Consider the following 19,317-nt stretch of genomic DNA (forward strand, 5'->3'; position numbering starts at 1 on the left):
GGCGAATTGAAAATATCGGCCGTCATCAAGAAAACCCGGCAATCCTGCGATGCCGGGTTTCACGTGAGTCAGAAATTTCGTCTTATTCGGCAGCGACCTTTACGCCGGGGGCGGCATCGCGGACGCCGCCGTCGACATGATTTTCGAACTTGGCAAAGTTCGCGATGAACATCGAGACCAGCTTTTCGGCCTGCGCGTCATAGGCTGCCTTATCGGTCCAGGTCGAGCGCGGATCGAGAATGCTGCCGTCGACGCCGTCGACGGAGACCGGCACGGCGAAGCCGAAGTTGGTGTCGGCACGGAATTCGGCCTGTCCAAGTTCGCCGGTCAGGGCGGCAGCGAGAAGCGCGCGCGTCGCCTTGATCGGCATGCGCTTGCCGGTGCCGTAGGCGCCGCCGGTCCAGCCGGTATTGACAAGCCAGCATTGGACGCCATGACGACCAATCAGCTCCTTGAGCAGATTGCCGTATTCGGCCGGATGCCGCGGCATGAAGGGCGCGCCGAAGCAGGTGGAAAAGGTCGCTTCCGGCTCGACGACACCCTTTTCTGTGCCGGCCACCTTGGCGGTGTAGCCGGAGAGGAAGTGATACATCGCCTGGTCAGGCGTCAATCGGGCGATCGGCGGCATGACGCCGAAGGCATCGGCGGTCAACATGATGATCGTCTTCGGATGCCCGGCACGGCCCGTTTCCGAAGCGTTCGGGATGAAATCCATCGGATAGGCGCAACGGGTGTTCTCGGTCAGCGACGCGTCGTTGAAATCCGGCTCGCGGCTTTCGTTCAGCACGACGTTTTCCAACACGGTGCCGAAACGCTGTGTCGTCGCATAGATTTCCGGCTCGGCTTCGGCCGAAAGGCGGATGGTCTTGGCGTAGCAGCCGCCTTCGAAGTTGAAGATGCCGTTTTCGCTCCAGCCATGTTCGTCGTCACCGATCAGCGTCCGGGCCGGATCGGCCGAAAGCGTCGTCTTGCCCGTGCCGGAAAGGCCGAAGAAAACAGCCGCGTCACCCTCCGGGCCGACATTGGCCGAGCAGTGCATCGGCATCACGCCCTTGGCCGGCAGCAGGTAGTTGAGCACGGTGAAGACCGATTTCTTCATTTCGCCGGCATAGGAAGTGCCGCCGATGAGGACGAGACCGTTGGTGAGATCGCAGGCGATCACCGTTTCCGAACGGCAGCCGTGGCGAGCCGGATCGGCCTTGAAGCTCGGCAAATCGATGATCGTCAGCTTCGGGATGAAGCTCGACAGCGCTGCGGCGTCGGGGCGGATCAGCAGATTGCGGATGAACAGCGAATGCCAGGCGAATTCGGTCACGACGCGGGCCGGCAGGGCATGACCGTCCTCCGCGCCGCCGACGAGATCCTGGACGAAAAGCTCCTTGCCTGCGGCATGCGCCAGCATATCGTCGCGCAGCACGGCGAAATGCTCCGGCGAGATCGGCTTGTTGTTGTCCCACCAGATTTCGCCATCGGTATTGATATCGCGAACGACGAACTTGTCGCGTGGCGAACGGCCCGTGTGCTGGCCGGTGAGAGCCCGCAGCGCACCCTGAGCGGTCAGTTCGGCTTCGCCCCGGCGGATCGCTTCTTCATAGAGCGCGGCGGCGGAAAAGTTGTAGCGAACGCTGGCTGCGCCGCCCAATCCAACCGTTGCCAGCTCTATTGCCGGGTTATGAACTCCGAACATTTCCATGGCTAGTTCCCTTCGCTCAGGCTCGTTGCCGTTAAAACTGATCGCGAAAATACGGGCAGAAATTTTAAAAGACAAGATCGAAAATTGAAGAAAATGCAGTGATATCAAACAATTAATCGATTTAAATTTATCATCTCAATTTTAAATCGTTTGAATAGGTCGCGTTTAAACATTTGAAAGCGCCACCTAAGATTGCCGGCGAATTTTGCGACAATCCTCCCCTTTATCTTTGCCACAATTTGTTCCACCTTTATCCTCCATAAGCGCATCCGGTCACTGAGACCGCCTGGGGAGAGCAAATCCGGGAGAATGCGCACTGATGACGGAGACCAACACCATGGCGACAATCGCGCTCGTTGATGACGACCGCAACATCCTTACCTCGGTGTCGATCGCACTGGAGGCCGAAGGATATAAGGTCGAGACGTATACGGACGGTGCCTCGGCGCTCGACGGCCTGCTGGCGCGACCGCCGCAGCTGGCGATCTTCGACATCAAGATGCCGCGCATGGATGGCATGGAACTGCTGCGCCGCCTGCGGCAGAAGTCGGACATTCCCGTCATCTTCCTCACCTCCAAGGATGAGGAGATCGATGAACTCTTCGGCCTGAAGATGGGCGCCGACGATTTCATCACCAAACCGTTTTCGCAGCGTCTGCTGGTGGAGCGCGTGCGCGCCGTCCTGCGCCGCGCGTCCAGCCGCGAAGCTGCCGCCGCCGGCACGAGCCCCACCGGCGCGCCGAAGACCGGTGCGGTCCAGCAGGCCCGCTCACTGGAGCGCGGGCAGCTGGTCATGGACCAGGAGCGCCACACCTGCACCTGGAAAGGCGAGGCCGTGACGCTGACGGTGACCGAATTCCTGATCCTGCATTCGCTGGCGCAGCGCCCCGGCGTCGTCAAAAGCCGCGACGCGCTGATGGACGCAGCCTATGACGAACAGGTCTATGTCGACGACCGGACCATCGACAGCCACATCAAGCGGCTGCGCAAGAAATTCAAGATGGTCGACACCGACTTTGATATGATTGAAACACTCTACGGAGTGGGATACCGCTTCCGCGAAGCAGCTTGAGCCCGAGCGGCACAGCTGGAGATATTGAAGGTTGCCGGCCGGTTTATCCGGCCCAACCTTTCGAAAGGGCCTGTCATTGGCACAGTTGGTGCAGGAAAGGGATCTGGACGACGCGGAGGGCGTGAGCACCCGTCGCGTCCGAGGCCGCCGTTGGTCGCATCCCTTCACGCTGATCCGCCGGATCTTCGGCAATGCCGTCTTTTCGAGCCTGACGCGGCGCATCCTGTTCTTCAATCTCGTCGCACTGGTGGTGCTCGTCGGCGGCATCCTCTATCTCAACCAGTTTCGCGAGGGATTGATCGACGCCCGCGCCGAAAGCCTGTTGACGCAGGGCGAAATCATCGCCGGCGCCATTTCGGCCTCCGCGTCGGTCGATACCAACTCGATCACTATCGATCCGCAGAAGCTGCTCGAGCTACAGGCCGGCCAGAGCATCACCCCGGTGCCGAACGACGAGGACCTCGAATTCCCGATCGATCCTGAAAAGGTCGCGCCGGTGCTGCGCCGGCTGATCTCTCCGACGCGCACACGCGCCCGCATCTTCGATGCCGACGCCAATCTGCTGCTCGATTCGCGCCATCTCTATTCGCGCGGCCAGGTGCTGCGCTTCGACCTGCCGCCGGTTGAAGAGGAGAAACAGACCTGGAGCGAGTGGTTCGCCACTCTGTTCAACAAGGCACTGCAGCCCGGCAATCTGCCGCTCTACAAGGAAGCGCCGGGCGGTGATGGCTCGATCTATCCCGAAGTGATGAACGCGCTGACCGGCGTGCGCGGTGCGGTCGTGCGCACCACCGAAAAAGGCGAACTCATCGTTTCCGTCGCCGTGCCGATCCAGCGTTTCCGCGCCGTGCTCGGGGTGCTGCTGCTGTCGACGCAGGCGGGCGACATCGACAATATCGTTCATGCCGAGCGGCTTGCCATCATGCGCGTCTTCGGCGTCGCAACACTCGTCAACGTGCTGCTGTCGCTGGTGCTTTCATCGACCATCGCCAATCCGCTGCGCCGCCTTTCGGCGGCTGCCATCCGCGTCCGGCGTGGGGCCAAGGCGCGTGAAGAGATCCCCGACTTCTCCGCCCGCCAGGATGAGATCGGTAATCTTTCCATCGCACTGCGCGAGATGACGACGGCGCTCTACGACCGCATCGATGCGATCGAGAGTTTCGCGGCCGATGTCAGCCACGAACTCAAGAATCCGCTGACCTCGCTGCGCAGCGCCGTCGAAACGCTGCCGCTTGCCAAATCCGACGATTCCAAGAAACGGCTGATGGACGTCATCCAGCATGACGTCCGCCGCCTCGACCGGCTGATCAGCGATATCTCCGACGCTTCGCGCCTTGATGCGGAACTCGCGCGCGTCGATGCCGGCTCGATCGACATGGAGGTGCTGCTGCGCGACCTCATCGAGGTGTCACGCCAGGTCAGGAGCAGCAAGAAGCAAGTGCAGATCGAATATGCCGTCGAACGCAAACCGAACGTCAAGACGCGCTTTGTCGTCAACGGCCACGATCTGCGCATCGGCCAGATCATCGCCAACCTGATCGAGAATGCCCGCTCGTTCGTACCCGAGCAAGGCGGCAAGATTACCGTGCGGCTGGTGCGGACACGTTCGCGCTGCGTCACCACGATCGAGGACAACGGTCCCGGCATCCAGGCGGAAAATATCGACCGTATCTTCGAGCGCTTCTATACGGACCGGCCGGAGGCGGAAGGCTTCGGCCAGAATTCGGGGCTCGGCCTGTCGATCAGCCGGCAGATCGCCGAAGCGCATGGCGGTTCGCTGAGAGCCGAAAACATCACCGATGCCGAGAGCGGGCATATACTCGGCGCGCGCTTCATCCTCTCTTTGCCAATCGGCGCCGCAGCATGACCGAGGCAGCTTTCAACGTCCATGCGACGGCGATCGTCGTCGGCAAGACGGGGCTGCTATTCAGCGGCCCCTCCGGCTGGGGAAAATCGATGCTGGCCTTCACCTGCATGACCGAGGCGCGCCGGCTCGGTCTTTTCACGGCGCTGGTCGCCGACGACCAGGTTCTTCTCTCAAGAGAGGCCGGCGCGGTGATCGCCTCGTGCCCGCCGTCAATCACCGGGCTGATCGAACTTCGCGGCACCGGCATTGTTCGTCAGGACCATATTCCCAGGGCGGCCATGCATTATGCCGTGCTTCCCGGCAGCGCTACCGGTGAAAACCGGGTGCCTCCCGAGGGCGAAATGGTGAGCCTTGCCGCCGGTTTTTCGCTTCCCGCATTGCGGTTGCTCACAGGCGTTTCCTCACCCCTTGCGATCCTGATGGCAAAAGTGCCGGATATCGGGCGCTGAGGCCTTCCGGATTGGTCAATCTGCCTTATATATTCGCATTTTTATCTTGCACTTCGGCTTTTCATAGCCAAGATGTGCCCCCACCGGTGGACGTAATTGCTGCATTGCGATATTGGGGCCACCGTTTGTATATGGGAGCAGTAATATCATGATCGGACTTGTGCTTGTCACTCATGGCAAGCTGGCTGAAGAGTTTCGTCATGCTGTCGAGCACGTCGTCGGTCCTCAGAAATTCATCGAGACGGTCTGCATTGGCCCCGAAGACGACATGGACCAGAGACGGCAGGACATTCTGGAAGCCGTTTCCGGTGCCGATGATGGCCACGGCGTCGTCATCCTGACCGACATGTTCGGCGGCACGCCGTCCAATCTTGCCATATCGGTCATGAGCAGCGGCCATACCGAAGTCATTGCCGGCGTCAACCTGCCGATGTTGATCAAGCTTGCCGGGGTGCGCGGCGAGAACAACATGGAGAAGGCGCTGGTGGAGGCCTCCGAAGCCGGGCGGAAATATATCAATGTCGCGAGCCGCGTGCTCAGCGGAAAATAACGGGCATTCATGACATCGCTCTCCCGGGAACTCCTTATCATCAACAAGCGCGGACTTCACGCGCGCGCTTCCGCCAAATTCGTGCAGATGGTCGAGACCTTCGATGCCGCCATAACCGTTTCCAAGGACGGAATGACGGTCGGCGGCACCTCCATCATGGGGCTGATGATGCTTGCGGCAAGCCCCGGCTCGAGCGTCGTCGTCTCGGCGAGCGGCAGCCAGGCCGAGGAAGCGCTGGAGGCGCTGGATCAGCTGATCCAGAACAGGTTCGGCGAGGAGATGTGAGCTCCGACGAGTTCATATAAACATATAAAGACTTCTTTATATCCTTATTGCCATCACCGGCGAAGCCTGCTAAACGGCGGACATGCCGTGCGCTTGCACGTGGGTCATCCTTCGCGCCTGCGCCAATTTTGAGACGTTTTTCAGCCTGGAGGCCTCTATGAGCACTGAAAAAGATTATGTCGTCGCCGATATCGGGCTTGCGGATTTCGGCCGCAAGGAAATTACGATCGCCGAAACCGAAATGCCGGGGCTGATGTCCTGCCGCACCGAATTCGGCCAGACAAAGCCGTTGAAGGGCGCGCGCATCACCGGCTCGCTGCACATGACCATCCAGACGGCCGTGCTCATCGAAACGCTGGTCGCGCTCGGCGCCGAAGTCCGCTGGGCCTCGTGCAACATCTTCTCGACGCAGGATCATGCCGCTGCCGCGATCGCCGCTTCCGGCGTGCCTGTCTTCGCCATCAAGGGCGAGTCGCTCCAAGATTACTGGGTCTACACCGACAAGATCTTCCAGTGGGCTGACGGCGGCCTTTCCAACATGATCCTCGATGACGGCGGCGACGCCACCATGTACATCCTGCTTGGCGCCCGCGCCGAAGCCGGCGAGGACGTGCTGTCTCATCCGCATTCCGAAGAGGAGGAAATCCTCTTCGCGCAGATCAAGAAGCGCCTTGCCGCTTCGCCTGGCTGGTTCACCAAACAGCGCGATGCGATCAAGGGCGTCACCGAAGAAACGACGACCGGCGTCAACCGCCTTTACCAGCTTAGCCAGAAGGGCCTGCTGCCCTTCCCGGCGATCAACGTCAACGACTCGGTCACCAAGTCGAAGTTCGACAACAAATATGGCTGCAAGGAATCGCTGGTCGACGGCATCCGCCGCGGCACCGACGTCATGATGGCCGGCAAGGTTGCCGTCGTCTGCGGCTATGGCGACGTCGGCAAGGGTTCTGCCGCTTCGCTCTCCGGCGCTGGCGCCCGCGTCAAGGTGACCGAAGCCGATCCGATCTGCGCATTGCAGGCTGCGATGGACGGCTATGAAGTCGTCCTGCTCGAGGACGTCGTTTCCTCGGCCGATATCTTCATCACCACGACCGGCAACAAGGACGTCATCCGCATCGACCACATGCGCGCGATGAAGGATATGGCGATCGTCGGCAATATCGGTCACTTCGACAACGAAATCGAAGTCGCAGCATTGCGCAATCTCAAATGGACCAACGTCAAGCCGCAGGTCGACCTGATCGAATTCCCCAAGGGCAACCGCATCATTCTTCTTTCCGAGGGCCGCCTGCTCAACCTCGGCAACGCCACCGGCCATCCGTCCTTCGTGATGTCGGCTTCGTTCACCAACCAGACGCTGGCGCAGATCGAGCTCTTCACCAAGCCCGACCAGTATTCCAACCAGGTCTATATCCTGCCGAAGCATCTCGATGAAAAGGTCGCACGCCTGCATCTCGACAAGCTCGGCGTGAAGCTGACCGAGCTTTCCGCGGAACAGGCTGCCTATATCGGCGTCTCGCCGAAGGGCCCGTTCAAGTCCGACCACTACAGATATTGATCCGATAGTTAATATCCACAAGATGTAGAAGCCGCGGCATTGACAAATGCCGCGGCTTATTTTTTGGGCGCTCCCTTCCCGCCGATTCCCTTCCGAAGTATTGTTTTAAGACTTGATTCGTGGCGCCGGACCCTGTCCGGCCGTCGCGAAAATGGGATGTCTTGTCGTAATGCGGCACATTGAAGGACGGAGACATACCGCGGATGTCGGAAGTAAAAAGCAGCCTGCCCGGTCAGGCGGATGATGGCGCTTGCGCCGATCGCCGCCCGCTCATGGCTGGTCAAGGATATAAATCTGCAACGGCACACGAGGCCGTACAGCAAGAGCACGGACCATTGGCGCGCTTCCTGAAAGGCTGCGCGGCCGGCACGGCGCTCGCCGCGCTGGCGCGGCCGGCTCTGGCACAGGCGGAGCAGCAGGCGGCGGCCACGGCTCACCTCTTCACATCCTCGCAAGTGATCGGTGTTTCCGTTGTCATCGGCGTCATATCGGCAGCACTGCTGTCTACGCTGTGGCTCGTGCGTCAGCGTGGCAACCTCGAAAACGAGAGCCGGGAAATCCGCTCGGCGCTCTCCGATGCCCAGCAGCGCATTTCGCAATACCAGGCTCTGATCGCCGACAAAAACCGGCGGATCGTCATCTGGGACGGCAATGCGCGTCCCGAACTGCTCGGCCAGCTTCCGCCTGAAACCGGCGCGCCGCAAGACGGCGAATTCCTGGCCTTCGGCCTGTGGCTGAAATCACGCTCGGCTTCCGAGCTGGAAAAGGCGATCGACCGGCTGCGCGACGAGGCGCAGAGCTTCGACATGGTGGTCGAAACCATCCGCGACGAAATCCTCGAGGCGCAGGGCCGGGTTTCCGGCGGGCGCGCCTTTGTCCGTTTCGTGGCGCTCAACAATCTGCGCGCCGAGCTCGCCGAGCTCAGGATTGAGCGCGACCGGCTGATGACCTCCATCTCGGCCTTCCAGACCATGCTGGACGCGATCGACATGCCGGCCTGGCAGCGCGACCCGGCGGGCCGCCTCACCTGGGTCAACCAGGCCTATGGCGAGGCTGTCGAGGCGCGATCGCCGCAGCAGGCGATCAATGAAGGCCGTGAGATGCTGACGACCGTGGCGCGCGAACGCATTCGCGCCACGACGACGCCGGAATCGCCCTTCCACGACAAGATCTCGACGGTCGTCCACGGCAACCGCACATTCTTCGACGTCGTCGACGTCAGGGTTCCCGGCGGCTCGGCCGGCATCGCCATCGACGTGTCCGACATAGAGGCGGTGCGCGCCGAGCTGGAACGGACGCTGAAGAGTCATGCCGAAACGCTCGATCATCTCGCCACGCCCGTCGCCATCTTCGACGGCGACCGCCGGCTGCAATTCTACAACCAGGCCTTCGTCGCACTCTGGGAGCTTGATATCGCCTTCCTCGAAGGCCGACCGGACAATAGCGAGCTGCTCGAGCGGCTGCGCGCAGCCAAGAAGTTGCCGGACCAACTCAACTGGAAAAGCTGGAAGGAATCAGCCCTTTCCGTCTATCGCGCGCTCGACACGCAAACGGATCTCTGGCACCTGCCGAACGGGCAGACGCTGCGGGTCTTTGCGACCGCGCATCCGCAGGGTGGCGCCACGTGGGTGTTCGAAAATCTGACCGAGCAGGTCGATCTTGAAACGCGCTACAACACGCTGGTCAAGGTGCAGGGCGAAACGATCGACCATCTTTCCGAAGGTGTGGCGGTGTTCGGCCCGGACGGGCGCATCCGACTTTCCAACCCGGCCTTCCGCGCGCTCTGGGGGATCACCGAAACCGAAGCCAAGCCCGGCACCCATATCCGCGCGCTGGGCGAGGCCTGCACCCCGTCCTATGACCGGCCGGATGGCTGGAAGACCTTCGCGGAACTGATCACCAGCTTCGACGACGAACGCCGCTCGGGTCAGGGAACGCTGGAACTCTTCTCCGGCCTCGTGCTCGACTACGCCGTCATTCCGCTGCCGAACGCCCAGACTATGCTGACCTTCGTCAACATGACCGACAGTGTGCGTGCCGAGCGCGCGCTGACCGAGAAGAACGAAGCGTTGCGCAAGGCCGACGAGCTGAAGAACGATTTCGTTCAGCATGTTTCCTATGAACTGCGTTCGCCACTGACCAACATTATCGGCTTCACCGATCTCTTGCGCACGCCGGGCGTCGGGCCGCTCACCGAACGGCAGGCCGAATATATCGACCATATCTCGACCTCGTCCTCGGTTCTCTTGACGCTCGTCAACGATATTCTCGATCTTGCGACCGTCGATGCCGGCATCATGCGCCTCAATTATGCGGATATCGATCTCAACGATCTGCTCGACGACGTCTCGATGCAGATCGCCGATCGTCTCCACGAAAGCGGCGTTGCGCTTGAAATCACGGCACCCGCCTATCTCGGCTCGATCGTTGCCGATCCGCAGCGGCTGAAGCAGATCCTGCTGAAGCTTCTTTCCAATGCGGCGAATTTCTCGCCCGAGGGCACTTCGATCTCGCTGGAATGCCATCGCGAAGGCACGGATTTCGTTTTCTCCGTCAGCGATCGCGGCCCCGGCATCTCACCTGACATGATCGCCACCGTCTTCGACCGTTTTGCCACGGGGGCGAAAAGCGGCAAGCGCGGCGGCGCCGGCCTCGGCCTCTCAATCGTCGACAGCTTTGTCAGTCTGCATCATGGCGACGTGACGATCGACAGCGAGCCGGGCAAGGGCACGACGGTCGTCTGCCGTATCCCCTCGGTCAATGTACCGCATTCCGCCGCTGCCGAATGACGACCAATGATACGATTTCGCTGTTCCTGAAGGACGAAGCGGCTACCATCCGCCTCGGCGAGGACTTGGCGCTGGCCTTGAAAGCCGGCGATTGCCTCGCCCTTTCCGGCGATCTCGGCGCAGGGAAATCCTCGCTCGCTCGGGCGATCCTGCGGGCCATGGCCGATGACGAGGGGCTTGAAGTCCCGAGCCCGACCTTCACGCTGGTACAATCCTACGATCTGCGCATCCCCGTTTCGCATTTCGATCTCTACCGGCTCGGCGACCCTGCCGAACTGACGGAACTCGGCTTCGACGAGGCCCTCCAGAACGGTATCTGTCTCGTCGAATGGCCTGAGATGGCGGAGAGCGAGCTGCCCGCGGAGCGCATCACCCTGACGCTGGCGCATGAAGGCAGCGGCCGGCGGGCGACGATCGAAGCCGCTGGCGCGCAAAATTCACGCATCCGCCGGGTCCTGGCGATCCGGGAGTTCCTCGATACCGCCGGTTACCCCGCAGCGAAACGCCGATTTCTGACCGGCGATGCGTCGCTGCGCGCCTATGAGGCGATCTATCCGCAACCTGGGAACCGACGCATCATCCTGATGGACTGGCCGCCGCTTGCTGAAGGCCCGCCGGTTTTCGACGGCAAACCCTATCCCAAAGTCGCTCATCTTGCCGAAAACGCCTATCCCTTCGTGGCGATCGCCGATGCGCTGCGCAAGGACGGTTTTGCGGCGCCCGAAGTCTACAAGGTGGATTATAACAAGGGTATCCTGCTGATCGAAGATCTCGGCAGCGAGGGCGTGCTGGATGCCCAGGGACGGCCTATTATCGAACGCTATCGCGAAAGCGTTGCCTGCTTGGCCAGGCTGCACGCCTTGAAATTTCCGCAGGACATCCCGGTTGGAAAGAGCCATATCCACCATATTCCTGATTTCGACCGCACGGCGATGAAGATGGAGGTGCAGTTGGTGCTCGACTGGCACCTGCCATGGAAGCGCCAAGGCGCTCCTGCAATGGAAACAGAACGGACGGAATATCTGGCGATCTGGGATGCGCTCATCGACGAGCTTGCTACGGCCGAGAAGAACCTGCTGCTGCGCGACTTCCACTCGCCGAATATCATCTGGCGCGAACATGAAAGCGGTGTTCGCAAGATCGGCCTGATCGATTTCCAGGACGCGATGATCGGTCCCACGGCCTATGACCTTGCCTCGATCGTCCAGGATGCGCGTGTGACGATCGAGCCGGATCTCTTCCGGCAGCTGATGGACGATTATCTGACGCTTCGCCGCGCGGAGCGCGGTTTCGACGAAGCCGCGTTCATGAAGGCCTGGGCGATCATGTCGGCGCAGCGCAACTGCAAGCTTGCCGGCCTCTGGGTGCGCCTGTTGCAGCGCGACGGCAAGCCGGGCTATCTGAAACATATGCCGCGCACGCTTTCCTATCTGAACGTCGCGCTTGAGCATGAAACGCTTGCCCCCTTGCGCGATTGGTGCGCAAGGGCTGGAATAGGCCAGAGCGAATCATAAGTTTCGGATCAGAATGACCATCAGACAAGCCATGGTACTGGCCGCGGGTCTCGGAACCCGCATGCGCCCGATCACCGACACGATCCCGAAGCCGCTGGTGAAGATCGACGGCAAGCCGATGATCGACTACGCGCTGGATTGCCTGGTGGCGGCCGGCATCGAACGCGCCGTCGTCAACGTTCACCACCACGCCGACCAGATGCTCGAACATCTCGGGAATTATCACGGCCTCGACATCGTCATATCAGACGAGCGGGACGCGCTGATGAATTCCGGCGGCGGCTTGGCGAAGGGGCTGAGGCTGCTTGACCGCGACAATATCTTCGTCATGAATGCCGATCTCTTCTGGATCGGCGAACAGCCAGGCCGGCCGACGAACCTGCAACGCTTAGCCGGCTTCTTCGATGCCGGCCGCATGGATATGGCGCTGCTTTGCGTTGGGATCGAGGATACGACGGGTCACAACGGCAAGAACGACTTCAGTCTCGCAGCCGATGGCCGGCTGACGCGTTATCGCGACGATCCGTCCAATCCCGTCGTCTATGCCGGAGCGATCGTCATGAACCCGTCGTTGCTCGACGATGCACCGAAGGATGCTTTCAACCTCAATATCTATTTCGACAAGGCGATCACGCGCGGACGGCTTTTCGGCGTCATGCTCGAAGGCCACTGGCTGACTGTGGGAACGCCCGATGCGATCGGCGAGGCGGAGGAAACGATCCGGCGATTGCGGACGTTTGCGTGAGCCATGGCGGAGCGGCACCAGCCACGCATCCTGACGATCCCGGCAGGTCTCTCTTTCCTGAAAACGCTGGCGACGACGCTTTGCGACGGCCGATTGACGCCGTTTTTCCGGCACGACGTCGATGATCCGCTATCGCTTGCCAAAGTGACGATCTACCTGCCGACCCGGCGCGCCGTGCGTGTGCTGCGGTCCGAATTCGTCGATCTGCTCGGCGGCCGCTCGGCGATCCTGCCGGTGATCCGTCCTCTCGGCGAAACCGATGACGATAGCGGCTATTTCGACGAGGCGCTGCCGGCAACGATCGATCTCGCTCAGCCGCTGTCGAATACCGCCCGTCTGCTGGAGCTTGCGCGCCTGATCCTTGCCTGGCGGAACAAGCTGCCGGAGATCGTTCGCCACATCCACTCGGACTCGCCGCTCGTCGCGCCGGCAAGCCCGGCGGATGCGATCTGGCTCGCCCGCAACCTTGCCGAGTTGATCGATTCCATCGAGACCGAGGATCTCGACTGGTCGGAGCTGTCGAAACTCGATACCGGCGATTATGCCGCCTGGTGGCAGCTGACGGCGGAGTTCCTGCAGATCGCCAGCGCCTTCTGGCCGGAGCGGCTGTCCGAACTCGGAAAATCCTCGCCGGCGCGGCACAGAAACGCCATTCTCCGGGCCGAGGCGAGCCGGCTTTCAGCAACGAAACCCGCCGGGCCGATCATCATCGCCGGTTCGACGGGTTCCGTTCCCGCCACCGCCGATCTCATCGCCGCCGTCGCCTATCTGCCGGAAGGTGTGATCGTGCTTCCAGGTCTCGATCTCTCCATGCCCGAAAGGCACTGGCAGATGGTTGCGCCGGAACCGGCGCCCGGCCAACACGCCAATCCCGCAAGCCGGAGCCATCCCCAATATGGCCTGTCGGTGCTGCTCAAGCGGCTGAAGCTGACACGCGCCGATGTCACCCTTCTCGACAGACCGGACGCTGATCTTGACCGGCGCGCCGAAATCCTGTCGCGGGCCCTTGCCCCGGCGGAGGCGACCAGCGACTGGGGGGCGTGGAAGAGCGATCTGCCGGCCGGCGCACTGACTTCGGCCTTCTCTGATATCTCGCTAATCGAAGCCGCCAATGAGCGCGAGGAAGCCACCGCGATTGCCATCGCACTCCGGCTTGCACTGGAGAGGCCGGGACAGGACGGCGAGAGCCGGGCAGCACTCATCACTCCGGACCGCAATCTCGCGCGGCGGGTGATGGCCGAGCTTTCCCGTTTCGGCATCCTCGCCGATGATTCGGCGGGCACACCGCTTTCGGCCATGCCGCAGGGCACCTTGCTGCAATTGCTGCTGGAGGCAGCGCTGCGACCGGGCGATCCGGTGGCGATCATCTCGCTGCTCAAACATCCGCTTGCCCGCTTCGGCCTCGAGCGCGGTGCATTGATTTCCGCTACCGAGGCGCTCGAGCTGCTGGCACTGCGCGGCGGCGTGGCAGAGGTGGATATCAGTACGCTCGAACCGCTGCTCACGCACCAACTTGCCGAACAGGCCCTCGACAGGCACGCGCCGCAATGGCGAAAAGCGCTTTCGCCCGATGCCGCCGACGCCGCATACGACCTTGCCCGCCGGGTCGCACAAGCGACCGAGCCTCTGGCTTCGGCGCTGATCCGGCACCGGCCGGAAGATCGCGGAAGAACAGTGCGCTTCACATTGTCCGAATGGGCAGAGCGCACCGGCCGTTCGCTTGAAGCGGTCGCGGTCGATCCGCAAGGCAATCTCGCCGATCTCTGGTCGAACGAAGCGGGAGATGCCCTCGCCACCCTGCTCGGTGAAGTGATCGATACGGACGGCCAGATGGAGGCCGACGGACCGCAATGGATCGACATCATGGCAGCCCTTGCCGCCGGTCATGCGGTGAAGCCACGGGCGCTCAGCCATCCCAGGCTTTTCATCTTCGGCACGCTGGAAGCCCGCCTGCAGAGCGTCGATACGCTGATCCTCGGCGGACTGAACGAGGGCACATGGCCGGGGCAGACCGCCAATAATCCCTTCATTCCGCGCATGATGAAGACGGAGATCGGCCTCGAGCCACCGGAACGGCGCATCGGCCAACTGGCGCATGATTTCGAGACGGCGAACGGCACCCGCCATCTGATCTATTCGCGTGCGCTGCGCCAGGGCTCGACGCCGACCGTCGCCTCGCGTTGGCTGCAGCGGCTGCTGGCGCTCGGCGGAGAAGCGTTCGAAGCGGAATTGAGGGGTCGCGGCAACCGGTTTCTCCAATGGGCCGCGCTCATCGATCGGGGCGAGGCCCAAGCGCCGGCGCAACGACCCTCGCCGAAACCGCCGCTCGCACTGCAGCCGAAATCCTATTCCTTCAGCGAAGTCGGCCGGCTGCGCCGTGATCCCTATGCCATCTATGCCCGCCGTGTCCTGCGGCTTGACCCGGTCGATGCGTTCAACCGCGATCCAGGAGCGGCCGAACGCGGAACGCTCTACCACAAGATCGTCGACCGCTTCATCCGCGAGGCTCACATCGCCGGGACGCCTGATGCGGCAGCGGCGGTGGAGCGTATCCTTTCCGAGCTTTTCGACATGGAAAAACTGCCGCCGCATATCGATGCCGTGTGGCGACCGCGCTTTCGCGAAGTGGCCCGCGCCTTCCTCGAATGGGAGTCCGGACGACGACATGGCATCCTGAAAACGCTGACGGAAGTACGGGGCGGCATGGAGCTGGAGTCGATCAATATCCGGCTCACTGGCGTCGCAGACCGGATTGACATGACAGGACCAAACTCGGCAGACATCATCGACTACAAGACCGGCTACAATCCGTCGCCGGCGCAGGCACGCGTGCTTCTCGATCCGCAGCTCGCTCTAGAGGCCGCAGCCCTGAACGCCGGCGCCTTCCGCGATGCCGGCAGCCTCGTGCCGCAGGACCTTCTCTATGTGCGTCTGCGACCCGGGAGCCGCTTCCAGGTCGATACCGTCAACAACGAGAGCTCGGCCCGCAGCGACAAAGCGAAATCGGCGATGGATCTCGCCGCCGAATCGATCGATCAGCTGGTCAAGTTCGTCGGATTGCTGCAATCCAACGAAAGAGGCTTCACCTCTCGGCTGATCCCGGCCCAGCAATTCGATTTCGGCGGCGCCTACGATCATCTCGCCCGCGTCTCCGAATGGTCGACGGCCGAAACCGAAGAGGGCGGTGATGAGTGATGTGACCGCCCTGCCCAACGACGACGATCCGGGTGCCTGGATCGGCTGGACGACAATTCAGCAGGCGATTGCCTCCGATCCGTTGCGTTCGGCATGGGTCTCGGCCAATGCCGGGTCCGGCAAGACGCATGTGCTGACACAGCGCGTTATCCGGCTGCTGCTTGCGGGCGCGCGGCCTTCCGCCATTTTATGCCTCACCTATACCAAGGCTGCGGCCTCCGAGATGTCGAACCGCGTTTTCGAACGGCTGGCGGAGTGGGTGGTGCTCGATGATGAAGAGCTTAGCCGGCGGATCGCGCAGATCGAGGGTACGGCTCCCGACGGACTGAAGCTTGCCGAGGCCCGCCGGTTGTTTGCCAAGGCGCTGGAGACGCCCGGCGGATTGAAGATCCAGACGATTCATGCCTTTTGCGAAGCGCTTCTGCATCAGTTCCCGCTGGAGGCCAACGTTGCCGGGCATTTCTCGGTTCTCGACGATCGCGCGGCGGTGGCGCTGCTTTCCGATGCGCGCCGGGCGCTGCTGACAGCAACCGCGCCGGAGGGAGACAGCACCCTTGCCGAGGCATTCACCTACGTGCTCAACCTCGGCGACGAATCCGGACTGGAAAACCTGCTCGGCGACATCGTTGCCAACCGCAACGCCATTCGTCGTTTTACCGCGACGGCCGAACAGCAGGGCGGTGTGGAGAAGGTCCTGCGCAAAAGGCTTGGCCTTGCCGCCGGCGACACGGAAAGCCGGATCGCGGCGCAATATTGGCCTTTGCCGGGGCTTTCGGGCGGCACGCTGGAGCTTTATCTCTCGTTGGCCGACCAGAAGGGTGGCACGAAGGCGCAAGAGGTTGCCTACGGCCTCAGGCTCACCGAGCGGGAGCGCGATGACGCAAGGCGCGCTGAATTCCTCGAGAAAATCTTTCTGACAATGAAGGGCGAGCCCAAGGCGGACTCGCAATTCTTCGTCAAGGCCATGCTTGCCGAGGCACCGCAGCTGGCGGACGCCATCGCCATTGCCCGCGCGCATGTCGCAGCAAGCCGCGACCGGTTGAAACTGATGCGGATGTACGGCGCCACGCAGGCAGCACTCGTGCTCGCCGATCGGCTGAACCACGACTATGAGGAGTTGAAGAAGCAGCGCAGCCAACTCGATTTCGAGGATCTGATCACCCGCACCGCCGACCTGCTCATGAAAAGTGGCGTCAGTCCCTGGATCCACTACAAGCTCGATCGCGGCATCGACCATATCCTCGTCGACGAGGCGCAGGATACCAGCCCGATCCAGTGGAGTGTCATCCAGTCGCTCGCCGAGGATTTCTTCTCCGGCGAAAGTGCCCGGCCGATCGTGCGCACGCTCTTTGCCGTCGGCGACGAAAAGCAGTCGATCTATTCTTTCCAGGGCGCGCGGCCAGAGCGTTTTTCCGAGGAAAGCGCCCGAACGCGGCGGCGAGTTTCTGATAGCGGGCAGAGCTTTTCCTCCGTGCGGCTACCGCTGTCGTTCCGTTCGACCGCCGATGTGCTCGAGGCCGTCGACCATATTTTCAAGGCGCCCGAGAACGCGCGCGGCCTCAGCGCGCTTGGCGAACCGGTCGTGCATCGCTCCAGCCGCATCGGACATCCCGGCGCCGTCGATCTCTGGGAGATGGTTGCGCCGGAAGCGGTGGTGAAGGAAGAAGACTGGACGGCGCCCTTCGACGCGACGCCGGAAAGCGCGCCGGCCGCAATCCTCGCGCGGCGGATCGCCCATTCGATCGGCACGCTTGTTGGCCGCGAGACGATCGTCGAAAAAGGCAAGGAACGCCTGATCGAGGCCGGCGACATCCTGGTGCTGGTGCGCAAGCGCGACGCCTTCGTCAATGCGTTGACAAGGGCGTTGAAACGCCGCGGCGATATTCCGGTCGCCGGCGCGGACAGGCTGGTGCTGACCAGCCATATCGCCGTGCAGGATCTGCTGGCGCTCGGCCGTTTCCTGCTTCTGCCGGAAGACGACCTTTCGCTCGCCGCCGTGCTCAAGAGCCCGCTTTTCGATCTCTCCGAGGACGACATCTTTGCGGTTGCCGCGCTACGCAGCGACAATGAGAGCGTTTGGAGCCATCTGAAAAGCTTCGCCGCCGACGGCACCGAACGTTTCCGTGCAGCCGTCGAGAGGCTGGAGCTGTTTCTCCGGCAGTCCAGGCGCCTGTCGGTTCATGATTTCTATGCGCGTGTGCTGGGCAGTCATGGCGGTCGGCGGCAATTCCTTGCCCGTCTCGGCACCGAAGTCAGCGATATTCTCGACGAATTCTTGACCTTCACACTCGACCACGAAAGCTCCGGTCTTCCCGGGCTGCAATCCTTCATCTCGACGCTGGAGCTCGAGGCGCCCGTAGTGAAACGCGAGCAGGACAAGGGACGCAACGAGGTGCGCATCATGACGGTGCATGCCTCCAAGGGTCTTGAAGCGCCGATCGTTTTCCTCGTCGACGGCGGTTCGAAGGCCTTTACGCATACGCATCTGCCGAAGCTTCGCCTGCTCGAGACCGGTCCCGACGAGCCGCCGATGCCCGTCTGGGTCCCTGTCTCCGATCTCGCCAACTCGCTGACCCAGGACGATGCGACGCGTATCCAGATGCTGGCGGAAGAGGAATATCGCCGGTTGCTCTATGTCGCCATGACGCGCGCGGCCGACCGGCTGGTCGTCTGCGGCTATCGTGGCGGACGTGTGAACAATGACACCTGGCATATGATGATTTCGACGGCGCTGCGCGACGACCATCCGCATGTGGAGGCGACCACGTTCTCCGGTCCCGATGGGGAATGGCCGGGCATCAAATGGCGCGTGCCGCGGGTGGAACGAAGCTTCGAGCGTATCGACCGCAGCGAGGAGCGCGGCAGCGAGGAGACCTTGCCGGATGGCCTTTTGCGGCCATTGCCGCCGCAGGCTGAGCTGCCGCGGCCGCTCAGCCCCTCCGGCGCCGGGACGATCATAGATGAAGACGAAGGCGGCCTGCTGGTCGTTTCGCCGCTGTTCGGCGAGAAGGAGCGCAGCGATCGTTCACTGGAGAAAGGCAGGCTGATCCATCGCATGCTGCAGGCGCTTCCCGAAATTCCACCTGGTGAACGACCTGATGCGGCGAGCCGTTATGCTGAACGAGCGGCTCGATTCTGGCCGGAAGCCGAACGGCGCAAGCTTGTCGATTCGGTTCTGAAACTATTGGACGAGGAAGGTCTTCAGTCCGTCCTCGGTGCGCAGGCCCAGCCAGAGGTCTCGATCATGGGAACATTGACGCTCGAAGACCGGCGCTATGCCGTCTCCGGCCGCATCGACCGGCTTGCCGTTCTTGCCGATCGCGTCGTCATTCTCGACTACAAGACCGATCGGGTGCCGCCGGCGACAGAGGAAGCCATCCCCTTCGCACACCGGGCGCAGCTGGCGATCTATCGGGAGATCCTGGCGCCGCTCTATCCCGATAAGTCCATCGACTGCATGCTTGTCTATACCGAGAACGCCTCGCTCTTCACGTTGAGCGAAGAGGCGCTCGGTTTGGCGCTTGCAGCGGTCAAGACAAAGTGAAATACCGGACATTGAAAATTCGGCACCGCACCATCACATGTGGTTCAACACCCAAT

The 19,317-nt window shown here is 62.0% G+C and carries 12 protein-coding genes; 11 read left to right on the top strand and 1 reads right to left on the bottom strand.

The window, feature by feature from the left end:
* Positions 1-82: 82 nt before the first annotated feature.
* On the bottom strand, positions 83-1,693 hold the full coding sequence (locus tag ACIPSK_RS19860; protein ID WP_162114933.1) for a phosphoenolpyruvate carboxykinase: 1,611 nt from the start codon (positions 1,691-1,693) through the stop codon (positions 83-85).
* 337 nt (positions 1,694-2,030) lie between these two features.
* On the opposite strand from ACIPSK_RS19860, the gene ACIPSK_RS19865 reads away from it, so the two are divergent.
* The 11 genes from ACIPSK_RS19865 to addA all read left to right on the top strand — a co-directional run bounded on the left by ACIPSK_RS19865 (position 2,031) and on the right by addA (position 19,261).
* Positions 2,031-2,765 carry a response regulator transcription factor gene (locus ACIPSK_RS19865; protein WP_206119754.1) on the top strand — a complete coding sequence of 245 codons (735 nt, stop codon included), beginning with the start codon at positions 2,031-2,033 and terminating at the stop codon, positions 2,763-2,765.
* Between the two features lie 76 nt (positions 2,766-2,841).
* Positions 2,842-4,632: a sensor histidine kinase gene (locus tag ACIPSK_RS19870; protein WP_162114934.1), complete on the top strand. Its 1,791-nt coding sequence runs from the start codon at positions 2,842-2,844 to the stop codon at positions 4,630-4,632.
* The gene (locus ACIPSK_RS19875) at positions 4,629-5,081 is read left to right on the top strand and encodes an HPr kinase/phosphorylase (RefSeq protein ID WP_162114935.1); all 453 of its coding nucleotides are present in this window, start codon (positions 4,629-4,631) and stop codon (positions 5,079-5,081) included. The genes ACIPSK_RS19870 and ACIPSK_RS19875 overlap by 4 nt, the downstream gene beginning before the upstream one ends.
* 148 nt (positions 5,082-5,229) lie before the next feature.
* Complete coding sequence (locus ACIPSK_RS19880) at positions 5,230-5,631, top strand: PTS sugar transporter subunit IIA (protein ID WP_003544139.1); 402 nt, start codon at positions 5,230-5,232, stop codon at positions 5,629-5,631.
* A gap of 9 nt (positions 5,632-5,640) precedes the next feature.
* Positions 5,641-5,916 (top strand): HPr family phosphocarrier protein, encoded by a 276-nt coding sequence (locus ACIPSK_RS19885; protein WP_003544133.1) that lies wholly within the window; start codon positions 5,641-5,643, stop codon positions 5,914-5,916.
* Positions 5,917-6,073: 157 nt separating this feature from the next.
* Positions 6,074-7,474, top strand: coding sequence for an adenosylhomocysteinase (gene ahcY, locus ACIPSK_RS19890; protein WP_017965981.1), 1,401 nt, complete (start codon positions 6,074-6,076; stop codon positions 7,472-7,474).
* 203 nt (positions 7,475-7,677) lie between these two features.
* A complete protein-coding gene (locus ACIPSK_RS19895) occupies positions 7,678-10,263 on the top strand; it encodes a sensor histidine kinase (protein WP_162114936.1) in 2,586 nt (861 codons plus the stop codon).
* The gene (gene tsaE, locus ACIPSK_RS19900; protein WP_162114937.1) at positions 10,260-11,777 is read left to right on the top strand and encodes a tRNA (adenosine(37)-N6)-threonylcarbamoyltransferase complex ATPase subunit type 1 TsaE; all 1,518 of its coding nucleotides are present in this window, start codon (positions 10,260-10,262) and stop codon (positions 11,775-11,777) included. Before ACIPSK_RS19895 ends, tsaE begins: the two co-directional genes overlap by 4 nt.
* A gap of 13 nt (positions 11,778-11,790) precedes the next feature.
* Positions 11,791-12,522: a nucleotidyltransferase family protein gene (locus ACIPSK_RS19905; RefSeq protein WP_162114938.1), complete on the top strand. Its 732-nt coding sequence runs from the start codon at positions 11,791-11,793 to the stop codon at positions 12,520-12,522.
* Between the two features lie 3 nt (positions 12,523-12,525).
* A complete protein-coding gene (gene addB / locus ACIPSK_RS19910; protein WP_162114939.1) occupies positions 12,526-15,717 on the top strand; it encodes a double-strand break repair protein AddB in 3,192 nt (1,063 codons plus the stop codon).
* A complete protein-coding gene (gene addA / locus ACIPSK_RS19915; RefSeq protein WP_162114940.1) occupies positions 15,710-19,261 on the top strand; it encodes a double-strand break repair helicase AddA in 3,552 nt (1,183 codons plus the stop codon). The genes addB and addA overlap by 8 nt, the downstream gene beginning before the upstream one ends.
* The last annotated feature ends 56 nt before the right edge of the window (positions 19,262-19,317 follow it).

It is taken from the genome of Rhizobium sp. LARHSG275 (assembly GCF_052871115.1).